At 63.8% G+C, this 12,055-nt stretch carries 12 protein-coding genes; 7 read left to right on the top strand and 5 right to left on the bottom strand.

Going from position 1 to position 12,055, the window contains the following annotated elements; translation table 11 throughout:
- Positions 1-108: 108 nt before the first annotated feature.
- The gene (locus tag LKX83_RS31200) at positions 109-1,542 is read right to left on the bottom strand and encodes an NAD-dependent malic enzyme (protein ID WP_227887096.1); all 1,434 of its coding nucleotides are present in this window, start codon (positions 1,540-1,542) and stop codon (positions 109-111) included.
- A 253-nt stretch (positions 1,543-1,795) separates the two neighbouring features.
- Here LKX83_RS31200 and mtnK point away from each other — a divergent pair, with 253 nt between their 5' ends.
- Positions 1,796-3,007 carry an S-methyl-5-thioribose kinase gene (gene mtnK, locus LKX83_RS31205; RefSeq protein WP_227887079.1) on the top strand — a complete coding sequence of 404 codons (1,212 nt, stop codon included), beginning with the start codon at positions 1,796-1,798 and terminating at the stop codon, positions 3,005-3,007.
- Between the two features lie 29 nt (positions 3,008-3,036).
- Entirely contained in the window at positions 3,037-4,116 is a 1,080-nt protein-coding gene (mtnA, locus tag LKX83_RS31210; RefSeq protein ID WP_227887080.1) for an S-methyl-5-thioribose-1-phosphate isomerase, read from the top strand.
- A 38-nt stretch (positions 4,117-4,154) separates the two neighbouring features.
- On the opposite strand, the gene LKX83_RS31215 is transcribed toward mtnA, so the two are convergent.
- Positions 4,155-4,484 carry a YunC family protein gene (locus tag LKX83_RS31215; protein WP_227887082.1) on the bottom strand — a complete coding sequence of 110 codons (330 nt, stop codon included), beginning with the start codon at positions 4,482-4,484 and terminating at the stop codon, positions 4,155-4,157.
- 291 nt (positions 4,485-4,775) lie between these two features.
- Here LKX83_RS31215 and LKX83_RS31220 point away from each other — a divergent pair, with 291 nt between their 5' ends.
- Complete coding sequence (locus LKX83_RS31220; protein WP_227887084.1) at positions 4,776-5,201, top strand: hypothetical protein; 426 nt, start codon at positions 4,776-4,778, stop codon at positions 5,199-5,201.
- Between the two features lie 106 nt (positions 5,202-5,307).
- Here LKX83_RS31220 and LKX83_RS31225 read toward each other — a convergent pair whose 3' ends face one another.
- Both LKX83_RS31225 and LKX83_RS31230 read right to left on the bottom strand, forming a co-directional pair.
- Positions 5,308-7,119 carry a putative bifunctional diguanylate cyclase/phosphodiesterase gene (locus LKX83_RS31225; protein ID WP_227887086.1) on the bottom strand — a complete coding sequence of 604 codons (1,812 nt, stop codon included), beginning with the start codon at positions 7,117-7,119 and terminating at the stop codon, positions 5,308-5,310.
- A 127-nt stretch (positions 7,120-7,246) separates the two neighbouring features.
- Positions 7,247-7,624: a DUF423 domain-containing protein gene (locus LKX83_RS31230; protein WP_227887088.1), complete on the bottom strand. Its 378-nt coding sequence runs from the start codon at positions 7,622-7,624 to the stop codon at positions 7,247-7,249.
- A gap of 321 nt (positions 7,625-7,945) precedes the next feature.
- On the opposite strand from LKX83_RS31230, the gene LKX83_RS31235 reads away from it, so the two are divergent.
- Genes LKX83_RS31235 through LKX83_RS31250 form a run of 4 tightly spaced genes read left to right on the top strand, consistent with a single transcriptional unit; the run spans position 7,946 to position 11,553 of the window.
- On the top strand, positions 7,946-8,902 hold the full coding sequence (locus LKX83_RS31235) for a metal ABC transporter solute-binding protein, Zn/Mn family (RefSeq protein ID WP_370639163.1): 957 nt from the start codon (positions 7,946-7,948) through the stop codon (positions 8,900-8,902).
- Between the two features lie 47 nt (positions 8,903-8,949).
- Positions 8,950-9,714, top strand: a complete 765-nt coding sequence (locus tag LKX83_RS31240; protein WP_227887092.1) for a metal ABC transporter ATP-binding protein — start codon at positions 8,950-8,952, stop codon at positions 9,712-9,714.
- Between the two features lie 7 nt (positions 9,715-9,721).
- A complete protein-coding gene (locus tag LKX83_RS31245) occupies positions 9,722-10,663 on the top strand; it encodes a metal ABC transporter permease (protein ID WP_227887093.1) in 942 nt (313 codons plus the stop codon).
- Positions 10,660-11,553 (top strand): metal ABC transporter permease, encoded by an 894-nt coding sequence (locus LKX83_RS31250; RefSeq protein WP_227887095.1) that lies wholly within the window; start codon positions 10,660-10,662, stop codon positions 11,551-11,553. Before LKX83_RS31245 ends, LKX83_RS31250 begins: the two co-directional genes overlap by 4 nt.
- A 76-nt stretch (positions 11,554-11,629) precedes the next feature.
- On the opposite strand, the gene LKX83_RS31255 is transcribed toward LKX83_RS31250, so the two are convergent.
- Positions 11,630-12,055 (bottom strand): topoisomerase C-terminal repeat-containing protein (locus LKX83_RS31255; protein ID WP_370639164.1); only part of this gene is annotated, 426 nt, incomplete at its 5' end.

A 12,055-nucleotide genomic window follows, 5' to 3' on the forward strand; every position in this document is an offset into this window, starting at 1 on the left:
TGCCAGCCCCCATTCCGGACTTTCACCGTAGAGATGACGCCCATGCTGGGCGTACGATAAAAAAGCCTGCAAGCGGCCAAGCCGCTTGCAGGCTGTCATCTGCAATCCTTAAATCTCGTCCGCAGGCTCGCGCTTGTCCACCCGGCGGGCGACGCGGTCCGCGTAGGCGGCGCTCACGACCGCTCGGCGGACGGACTCGACGACGTCCGCGTTGAAGACGCTGGGCACGATGTACTCCGGGTTCAGCTGCTGGTCGGTCACGACCGCGGCGATCGCCCGGGCGGCCGCCAGCTTCATCCCCTCGGTGATGCGGGAAGCGCGGCAGTCGAGCGCCCCGCGGAAAATACCTGGGAAGCAAAGGACGTTGTTGATCTGATTCGGATAGTCGGAGCGCCCCGTACCGACGACGGCGGCGATACCTTCGAGCAGCTCCGGACGGATCTCGGGCTCCGGGTTCGCCATCGCGAAGACGATCGGATCGGCCGCCATGCCGCGCACGTACTCCTGCTTCAGGACGCCCGGACCCGAGACGCCGATGAAGGCGTCCGCCCTGCGGAGCGCTTCCTCGAGGCCGCCCTCGATCCCTTCCGGATTCGTGTTCTCCGAGCACCACTGCCAGGCGACGTTGTCGTACGTCGTCTTGCGGGAGAGAATGCCCGCCCGGTCGACGGCCAGCACAACCGGCACGCCCGCGGTGTGCAGCATCTTGACGATGGCCATGCCGGCCGCCCCGATGCCGCAGACGACGACGCGCATGTCGGCGAGCTTCTTGCCGACGCACTTGGCCGCGTTCATGAGCGCGGCGATGAGCACGACCGCCGTCCCGTGCTGGTCGTCGTGGAAGACGGGGATGTCCAGCAGCTCCTGCAGGCGGCGCTCGATCTCGAAGCAGCGAGGCGAAGAGATGTCCTCCAGGTTAATGCCGCCGAACGCCGGAGCGAGAGCGCGGACGATTTCGACGATCGCGTCCGGATCCTGGGTATCGAGGCAGATCGGGAAAGCGTCGACGCCGGCCAGCTCCTTGAACAGCATCGCCTTGCCCTCCATGACGGGCATCGCGGCCGCGGGGCCGATGTTGCCGAGGCCGAGCACGGCCGTGCCGTCGCTGACGACGGCGACCGTGTTGCGCTTGATCGTCAGGGAAAATGCCGAAGCCGGATCTTCGTGGATGGCCATGCACACCTTGGCCACGCCTGGCGTATAGACGCGGGACAGATCGTCCCGGGTACGGATCTTGATCCGGGGCGTCACCTCGAGCTTCCCGCCCAGGTGCAGCAGCAGCGTCTGGTCCGAGACGTTGACGACGCGGACGCCGGGCACCTTGCGGATCGCTTCCACGATCGCCTCCATCGAGGCTTCCGCCCGAATCGTCAAGTCGCGGATGCTCCGCTGGCCCGCGCGAATCACGTCGATCGCCACGATATCGCCGCCGGCGGCGCCGACGGCCGTCGCGATCGTGCCGAAGAGCGCGCGGTCCGCTTCCATTTCCAGACGTACGATCAGATTGGATCCGTCCATCGCAATTCCTCCTGTATTCGCCAGATGCTCTTACCTTACCATGTCCGGCGGCTTCGTCGCCAGTTTCCCCTGTTCGGCGTTAAAGCGTTCCATTATAATAGAAAGCAAGCAGTCATTCGAGCAACGCCTTGATCCGTCCACGGAGAGGCACAGCCGCCAGGGGATTTCCCGTCCGGTTGTGCTTTTTTTGCGGGTCCGATTGCTATATACTGTGCTAAGATGTGTCCGCCCGCGAAGGCGGACAAGCAGGCGAACTTATCCGGAGGTGTATGTACGAATGAGCAAGTATCACCCGCTTAGCGAAGCGGAAGCCATCGAGATCGCCCGCTCGATCCGGCAAGTATTCCCCACGGACGAACCGCTTGTTTCCCGCGAGATCGGAGACGGGAACCTGAATCTGGTCTTCCACATTACGCAGCCGGCGACAGGCCGCAGCATCATCCTCAAGCAGGCGCTGCCCTATGCCAAGGTCGTAGGCGAATCCTGGCCGCTCAGCCTGGACCGCGCCCGGATCGAAGCCGAAGCGCTCGTCAAGCAGGGCGAGCTGGCTCCGGGACTCGTGCCGAAGGTGTACCAAACGGACAACGATCTCGCGCTGACCGTCATGGAAGACTTGAGCGATCACGTCATCATGCGCCGCGGGCTGATCGAGGGCGGCACCTATCCGTCCTTCGCGGAGCATCTCTCCGAATTCCTCGCGAACACGCTTTTCTTTACGTCCGACCTCGGCATGAACCAGCAGGAGAAGAAAAAGACGCTCGCGGGCTTCATCAACCCCGACCTCTGCAAAATCACGGAGGATCTGATTTTCGACGACCCCTACCGCGACGCGGATACGAACAACATCGAGGACGCGATCCGCGATGCCGCCGAAGCGATCTGGAACGACGAAGCCCTCCACCTGGAGGTAGCGCTGCTCCGCGAGAAGTTCCTGACGCACGCCCAGGCGCTGCTCCACGGGGATCTGCACACCGGCAGCATCTTCGTCACGCCGGCATCGACCAAAGTGATTGATCCCGAGTTCGCCTACTTCGGCCCGATGGGCTTCGATATCGGAGCTCCGATCGCCAACCTGCTTCTTCACTACGTCGCCCAAGAGCACTGGAGCGCCGACGAATCGACCCGCCGCGACCGCAGGGCTTACCTGCTGGAAACGATCCGCGAACTGTGGACCGGCTTCGAACGGAAGTTCCGCGCGCTGTGGAACGAGCGCGGCGTCGACCGCGTCGCCCGCGCCAAAGGCTATCAGGACGACTACATGCGCCGCTTGCTGCAGGACACGGTCGGCTTCGCCGGCGCCAAAGCGCTTCGCCGCATCTACGGCCTGGCCCACGTGGCGGATATCGACACGATTCCGGACGCGGCCGCCCGCGAGCGGGCACAGCGCCTCGCGCTTGCCATCGCGCGCGAGCTGATCCTGCAGCACCGCCGAGCGGAGTCCATCGAGGATCTCATCCGCATCGCCGAAGCCGCCGCGCACGGACGCTAAATACGATATTTGCAAAGGAGACTGTCATCATGAGCGAACAACCCTCCTCCTCCGGCGCCGCCTCGAAGGTGCTGCAGCCGATCCGCTGGGAAGACGGCGCCTTGTCGCTGCTGGATCAGCGGCTCCTCCCGGAAGAAACGGTCTACCTCCGTCTGGAGACGCCCCAGGACGTCTGGAACGCCATCCGCGAGCTGAAGGTCCGCGGAGCCCCCGCGATCGGCATTGCCGCCGCCTTCGGCATCGTGCTGGGCGTGCGGAACTTCGCCGGCGGCGTTCGGGAGCTGGCGGCCGAGGTCGGACGCCATGCCGAGCATCTGGCGACGTCCCGGCCGACGGCGGTGAACCTGTTCTGGGCGCTGGACCGGATGCGGGCGCGCGCGGACGCGCTGGCCGAACGCGGGGCAACGGCCGCCGAAGCGGTTGACGCGCTGCTTCGGGAAGCGCAGCGGATTCAGGCCGAGGACGAAGAGACAAACCGCAAGATCGGCGAGCATGCATTGACGCTTTTCCGGGACGGCATGGGCGTCCTGACGCACTGCAACGCCGGCGGGCTTGCTACGAGCAAATACGGGACGGCGCTGGCGCCGTTCTATCTGGCCCTGGAGCAGGGCATCGCGCTGAAGGTGTTCGCGGACGAAACCCGTCCGGTTCTGCAGGGCGCCCGGCTCACGGCGTTCGAGCTGCAGCAGGCGGGCGTCGATGTGACGCTGATCACCGACAACATGGCGGCCCACGTCATGTCCAAGGGGTGGGTCCAAGCCGTCATCGTCGGCACGGACCGGGTCGCCGCCAACGGCGACGTCGCCAACAAGATCGGAACCTACGGCGTCGCCGTGTTGGCCAAAGCCCACAACATCCCGTTCTACGTGGCTTGTCCGCTGTCGACGATCGACCTATCGACGCCTACCGGCGCCGACATTCCGATCGAAGAGCGCCACCCGGACGAGGTGACGCTGGGCTTCGGCCGGCGCACCGCGCCGGCGGACGTGAAGGTGTACAACCCGGCCTTCGACGTGACGCCGCACGACCTGGTCACCGCCATCATCACCGAACGCGGCATCGTCCGGGCGCCTTACGATAACGGGCTGCGTCAGCTGTTCGAAGATTAACGAAACCGGCAATCTGCGAATGCGGCTGTTCCCCGGCGTTACTCCCGCGGGGCAGCCGCATTCGTCGTTGCCAGAATCGCGACGGCGTCGCGCCCGATCGTGCCCGGCACGATGCCGAGCGCGCGGGCTTCGTCGGTAACGGACTCCATCGGCGCATCCAGCAATTGCTCGAGCGTCTTCACGCCGACCGCGCGGGCGGCGATAATCCGGCGTTCCCGGAGCCGGTCGTTCAGCAGGCCGACGTCCAGCGCGCCGCACATGATATAGCCGTCGCCGGCCGTGACGGCGAGCAGCGTCGTTTTCGGGAGCAGCACTTCAACGCCCAGCGCCGTGTGGCCCCCGATGTCGATTGGAACCAGTCGAATCACCCTTCTCACCTCCGCCGATTCAATGAAAACGGACTGCCGACGTTCCCCGCGGCGTATGCGGCCGATCGATGAACGCCGACCGAAAACCGGGACGTTCGACTCATTTCAATTGACCGAAACCGGACCGTTCCGTCCTTATCCCGTCTGGATCTTGCGATACATGATATGCGTCCACCCGACTAATCCGCGCGGGATGAACACCCATTTGGGACTATGTCGACCTTGCGATTCATGATATATTACTCCTAGACAGTCAACTGCAGCTTGGCTCCGAGAGGATGACGACATCCGATGGCAAACGCACCAAAGAAACAAGATGACGGCTCTTATCTTTTTCAAGTTGAAATACTCGTTCGTTCATCCACCAACGGCAACGCTCTGGAACGGCTGCTCCACGTGCTGAACCAGGCGGATTTCGCCGATTTCCGCATACAATCCGGCGTGCGTCTGGGCCAGTCGATCGACGAGGCTCTGGAACAAGCGACGGAGAAGACGCAAATCTTGACGGAAACGCTCGATGCCCGCATCCGCCAATACATCCAGACGAGCAAGCTGATCCGCGTCCAAGTCAACAAAGGCAAGGGCGTCAAGCTCAGCATGCCGTGCCGGGTGGTCAATTTCGATTCCGACAACGAGCTGCTCACCCTGTATCACGTAGACGAGAAGCGGGTCTACACCGTAGGATTGAACGAGATCGACGACTTCATCGCAGATTGAACCGCAAACGGACCCTCTATCCCTGCAAAAAAAAGCCGCAGCTCCGAGGAGCTGCGGCTTTTCGATGTGTACGCTTGTCAAAAGAGAGCTAGGAAGGCTAAAAGGGCTAGCTCGACAGGGAACGCAGCGACTCGCCGCTGCCGGAGGCGAGCAGACGCTCCGCCTCGTCCGATGGCACTGGCGGACTGCCGTAATAGCCTTGCATTTCGTCGCAGCGGTGGTGCTGCAAAAAGCGGACCTGCTCTTCCGTCTCCACCCCTTCGGCGATAACCTGCAGCTGCAGATTGTGGGCCATCGCGATGATGGCGGCGACGATCGCGCGGTCGTTGGGATCCTGCTGGATGTCCCGAACAAACGAGCGGTCGATCTTGAGGCTGCCGATCGGCAGCCGTTTCAAGTAGTGGAACGAGCTGTAGCCCGTTCCAAAGTCGTCGACGCTGATGCCGATGCCGAGCGCGGTCAGCGCCTTCAGATAAGCGAGCGCCCGCTCCACGTCCATCGTCATGCTTTCGGTGATCTCCAGCTTCAGATAGCGGGCGTCGAGCCCGGTCTCTTCGAGAATGGCGGCTACTTTGCCGACCAGGTCCAGCTGCGCGAACTGCCGGAACGACAGGTTCACCGAGACGGGGATGGCGGGCAGTCCCGCGTCCTGCCAGGCCCTGTTCTGCCGGCAAGCCTCCCGCAGCACCCAATCCCCGAGCGCCACGATCATGCCGCTGTCTTCGGCCGCGGGGATGAACTGCGCGGGCGGGACGAGTCCCCGCTCGGGGTGCCGCCAGCGGATGAGCGCCTCCAGACCGACGATCCTGCCGTCCGAGAGGCCGTACTGCGGCTGGTAATAGAGCAGGAACTGCTCCTGCTGCAGCGCCTCGATCAGCTCGTGCTGCAGCGTAAGCTTATGTAAGGCTGTGTTCTCGAATTCCGGAACGTAGCGGGTATAGTCGTTTCTGCCGTTCTCCTTGACCCGGTGCAGAGCCGTATCGGCCTTTTTCAGCAGCGTGCCCGCATCGTCGCCGGCCTCGACGTTCAGCGCGAAGCCGACGCTCACGGTCACATGCAGCGGAATGCCCCCGAGCTCGAACGGCTCGTCGAACTGCCGCATGAGCGCTTCGATCCGGGCGGACGCCTCGCCCGTGTCCCGCACCTCGAACAGTCCGACGAATTCGTCGCCCTCCATCCGGGCCAAATCCTCCTGTACGTCGAAGCAGCGGGTCAGCCGCTCGGCGATCTGCAGCAGGAGGATATCCCCCGTATCCCGGCCGTAGGAGGCGTTCACCAGCTTGAACCGGTCGACGTCGAGGTAGAAGACCGCCAGCAGCGTGCCCTCGGCGACCCCGCCGGATAGCCGTTTATGCAGGCGGTTCATGAAAAACCTGCGGTTCGGCAAGCCGGTCATGTCGTCGTAATAGGCCATGTAGCGGATGCGTTCCAGCGACCGCTTGCGCTCTCCGATGTCCTGGGTAAAGATGACGACCCCTTCAACCCGGCCTGCCCGGGCAAGCGGCGCCGTCTCGATCTGGAGATCGACGGCATGGCCCGACGCGTGAAGAATTTGCAGCTCGGCGGAGCAGCGCTCGCCCGCCAGCGTCTTCCGAAACAGCTGCAGCGCCTGTTCGCGAGAGGCTGCGGGCAGCAGGTCCTCCATCGGACGACCGATCAACTGATCCTTGGTCCGTCCGAGCGACGCCAGCGGATCTCGATTCATCCGTTCGAAACGGCCCGTAAGGCCGATCACGGCGAAAAACAAAGGGCTATCCTCCAGCGAGGCCAACAGCTCGGCGTCGTGCGAACGCTTGGCGTCTCTGGATTTGCGCCGTTCCCGAGCAAGGAACCAACCCAATGAAGCGGTGCTGAGGGCCAATACGCCGCTGACGGCCGACCAGGCGCGCCATAGGCTGTCGGTATGCCATCCGTTCACGAGTCGACTTCCTTTCTCCCGGTTTGGGGAAACCTGTCAGATCTTGTCTCTCCCATTATAAAACAAGTCGAGAAAACGCGACATCGCATTTTCAATATTTTTCCGCAATCTCTCCTCTTCGCCTCGCTTAGGAGCGCGGTTTCCGTGCCGCCAGCAGCAGGCAGAGCCATCCCGCCAGGAAAGCGACGCCCCCGATCGGCGTAATGGCGCCCAGCCACTTGGTCCCGGTAAGCGTCAGCGCGTACAGGCTGCCGGAGAACACCACCGTGCCGATCAGCAGCAGCCGCGCCGACCACAGCGCCAGCTTTCCGGAGGCGAGCCGCTCTCCCAGCAGCGCGACAAGCAGCAGGCCCAGGCCGTGGTACATCTGATAGCGGACGCCGGTTTCGAATACCGCGAGGTCGTCGGCCGACAGCGTTTCTTTCAGCGAATGCGCGCCGAACGCGCCGAACGCCACGGCCAAGCCGGCGACGGCGGCGCCGATTTTTACGTATTTCGTCATCATCGATAGGTCCTCCCTCGATCTTCTCTGTACCATCATAACCGACGCCGCCCGGACATGCCACGGGAGACGGGGAAGCGGATTTGACGAAGCGATGAACGATCGCCGCCGAAAGCTTGCTAAGCTTCTGCGGCGCTCTAATTTATTTTGCACAATAGAAACTTTTTGTTGTACAGGCAAATCTGTTGTTGTAGGATAATATTGTAGGCTTAGGTAAAAAGGAAGGCCTTCTTTTTTTGGCCTTTTTGTTTCCCTGAGGAAACTTATTTCGCCTCGAGAAACATATGGACCAAGCCTATCCATTACCGAAAAGGAGTGAAGCAAATGCTGTACCGCCTTGCCCGGCGCCTCCGGTTCTCCCGGATGCCGCTCGTGCTGGCCGCCGCGGGAATCGCCGCGGCGCTGACCGCTTGCGGCTCGAGCACGTTCGAGTCCGCGGACGACAAGATCAAGGTGACGACGACGATCGGCATGATTACGGACGTCGTGAACGAAATCGGCGGAGACCGCGTTGCGGTTGAAGGATTGATGAAGTCGAACGTGGATCCCCATCTGTATAAAGCTTCGCAGGGGGACATTAAAAAGCTGGACCATGCGGACGTCATTTTTTATAACGGCTTGCACCTGGAAGGAAAGATGGTCGAAATCTTCGAACGGATGGCCGGCAAGAAGCCGACCGTGGCCGTCTCCCGAAACCTCGCGGATGATCGGCTGCGCTTGGGCGATCCCGCCCAAGGGACCGAACACGATCCGCATATCTGGTTTGACGTGCGAAATTGGATGAGCGCTGCGGAGGTCATCCGGGATACGCTCGCCGAACGGGACCCCGCGCATGCGCAATCGTATCGGGACCGGGCGGACGCCTATTTGGAGAAGCTGGCGCAGCTTCATGAAGAGGTGCGGGAGCAGATCGCCTCGATTCCCGAATCCGGCCGCGTGCTCGTGACGGCGCACGACGCTTTCGGCTACTTCGGAGACGCCTACGGGATCAAGGTCATGGGTCTGCAAGGCATCAGCACCGCCTCCGAGGCGGGCACGAAGGACGTGGCCGATCTTCGCGACTACCTGGTCGAGAACCGGATCAAGGCCGTCTTTATCGAATCCAGCGTCCCCCGCAAAGCGATCGATGCCGTCATCCAGGGCGCGAAGGCCAAAGGGCACGACCTGGTCATCGGCGGCGAGCTGTTCTCCGACGCCATGGGCGCGGAAGGCACCGAGGAAGGCACCTACGTCGGCATGGTGCGCCACAACGTCCGGACGATCGTCGAAGCGCTGCGCTGATCGGGCGCCCTCGGAAGGCGATCGCCGCTCAACAAGGAGGAATCGAAATGCAAACTTCACCGCTTGTCGTACGCGGCCTTTCGGTCGCGTACCAGAAAAAGCCCGTGCTTCAGCAAGTATCCTTCGAAGCGCCGGAAGGCAAGCTGATCGGCATCGTCGGACCGAACGGCGCGGGCAAATCCACCCTCATCAAAGCGGCCCTCGGGCTGATCCCCCGCCTATCGGGCGAAGTGCTGATCTACGGTCGGCCTTATGCGGAGCAGCGCAAGCTGGTCGGCTACGTCCCGCAGCGGGAGTCGGTCGACTGGGATTTTCCGACGAGCGCCCTGGACGTCGTGACGATGGGACGTTACGGGCGCCTGGGCTGGTTCAGGCGTCCGGGCGCCGCGGAGCGGGAGATCGCCCTCGCCTGTCTCGCCAAAGTCGGAATGCGGGAGCTGGCCGGCCGCCAGATCAGCCAGCTGTCCGGGGGGCAGCAGCAGCGCGTATTCCTCGCCCGCGCGCTGGCGCAGGACGCCAAGCTTTATTTCATGGACGAACCCTTCGTCGGCGTCGACGCGGCCACGGAAAAGGCGATCGTCGCGCTGCTATCCGAACTGAAGGAACAAGGGAAGACCGTCATCGTCGTCCATCACGATTTGTCGACGGTGCGGGAGTACTTCGATTGGGTGCTGCTGCTGAACGAACGCGTCGTGGACTTCGGGCCGGCCGAGACGACGTTTACCGCCGACAAGCTGCAGACGACGTATGGGGGACGGCTCACGATGCTGGACCGCGAGCTCGGCTCCCCCGTCATCGCGAACGGGAGGTGAGGCGGACATGAGCGGATGGCTCGGCCTCTTCGGCGATCCGAACGTCCGATGGATCTTATTCGGCTGCATGCTGCTCGGACTCGGCAGCGGCGTCGTCGGCAGCTTCGCCTATTTGCGCAAGCAGTCGCTGATGGGCGACGCCTTGTCCCATGCTGCGCTGCCGGGCGTCTGCATCGCCTTCATGCTGACGGGCGTCAAGTCGCTGTTCGTCCTGCTGGCGGGCGCGGCCGCCGCGGGGCTCGTCGCAACGTTCGGCATCGGCTACATTACGCGGCATTCGCGGATCAAGCAGGACGCCGCGCTCGCCATCGTGCTGACCGTTTTTTTCGGCGTCGGCATCGTCCTGCTTACCCAGATCCAACACAGCGGCAGCGGCAACCAAAGCGGGCTCGACAAGTTTCTGTTCGGCCAGGCGGCCTCCATGGTCGGGACCGACGTGGCCGTGCTCGCCGTCATCTCCTGCGTGCTGGTTGCCGCGTGCGCGCTCCTGTTCAAAGAGTTCAAGCTGATCAGCTTCGATCCGGGGTTCGCCCGCGGGATGGGCTTCCCCGTCGCCGTGCTCGACCATCTGCTCATGCTGCTGTTCGTAATCGCCGTCGTCGTCGGCATCCAAGCGGTCGGCGTCGTTCTGATGGCGGCGCTGCTCATTACGCCGGCCGTCTCGGCGCGCTATTGGACGGAGAGGCTCGGCGTCATGGTCGCGCTGGCCGGGACGTTCGGCGCCCTCTCCGGCCTGGTCGGCACGGCGATCAGCGCAAGCGGCAACAACCTGCCGACGGGGCCGCTCTGCGTCCTGACCGCGACGGCGGTGTTTGCCGCCTCCGTGCTGTTCGCGCCCGGACGCGGCGTCCTGCCCAAGGCGCTGCGCCGCTTCTCGGCCCGCAGGCGGCTCGCCCGATCGCTCGCGGAGCCGGCCGAACCCGCCTTACGAAAGGAGCATGTCCAATGACGACTTTGTGGATCCTCCTGACGGGCATGCTCGTCGCGGCGAGCTGCAGCCTCGTCGGCTGCTTCCTCGTCCTGCGCAAGATGGCGATGATCGGGGACGCGATCAGCCACTCGGTGCTGCCCGGCATCGTTATCGCGTTTCTCGTCAGCGGCTCGCGGGACTCGCTGCCGATGCTGCTCGGCGCGGCGGCGATCGGTCTGGTCACCGTGTTTTTGATTCAACTGTTCCACCAGGGCGGCGTCCAGTCCGACGCGGCCATCGGGGTCGTCTTTACGGCGCTGTTCTCCGTCGGCATCGTCCTCGTCAGCGCGTACACCCAGCACATCGATCTCGATCTGGACTGCGTGCTGTACGGCGAGATCGCCTACGTCTCCTGGAACACGATCGAGATCGCCGGCATCGCGCTCGGCCCCAAGGCGGTGTGGGGCGTCGGCATCGCGCTGCTGCTCGGCGTCCTGTGCATCTCGCTCTTTTACAAGCAGTTCAAGCTGTGCGCGTTCGATCCCGCGCTCGCGGCGGCGATCGGCATCCCGGTCGCCCTGTTCCACTATTTGCTGATGAGCCTCGTCTCGATCACGACCGTCGCCTCCTTCGAGAGCGTCGGCGCGATTCTCGTCGTCGGCATGCTGGTCGTGCCGCCGAGCACCGCCTATCTGCTGACCGAACGGCTCGGCCGGATGATCGTCTACAGCATCGCCCTCGGCTGCGTCAGCGCGGTCGCCGGCTACTATGCCGCGAGCCTGCTCGACGCCTCCATCGCGGGCTGCATGATCGGCGTCGCCGGCGCGCTGTTCGTCCTGGCGCTGCTGTTCTCGCCTTCGCACGGCGTCGTCTGGCGCCGCTGGCGGCAGCGCCGTCTCGCCGAAGCGCACCGCCTCGAGGCGCATTGAAAAACAGGGCGTTCCGGTTCATCTCCCCGATGACCGGAACGCCCTGTTGCTGTTATGGCAAGCATGCGACCTTCCCTCAAGACAACCGCTCCAGCTTCAGCTTGCCCGTCGCCGGATCTTCGAGCACCAGCTTACCGTCGAAGGCTTCGCCCCGCTCGTCCTTGAACTTCAGCTTGCCCGTCTGGCCTTTGCCGATCAGGCTGACTACCATCGCGTCGGTCAGCGTCTTGCCGAAGCTGATCTTCCAGATGACGAAGCCACAGCCCGTCTTGTAATGGCTGCAGCCGTACCCTTTGCGTCCCATGAAGATCTGGCCGCCGCAGCCGGACCGCGGGCAGCGCCCGACGACCGCCGGCCCCGCGCTCGCAGCAGCGGAGGAGCCAGCCGCCCCTCTGTCCGGCGCGGACACCGCCGCCGTCGCGACGCTTGCCCGCCCGCGGCCGCTCTCCCCGCCTGACGGCGTCCGCGGCTTGCGCGCCGCTCTCCCGGCGGCCGGACCGCC

The sequence above is a fragment of the Cohnella baijiui genome (genome assembly GCF_020731285.1).
GTDB lineage: Bacteria > Bacillota > Bacilli > Paenibacillales > Paenibacillaceae > Cohnella.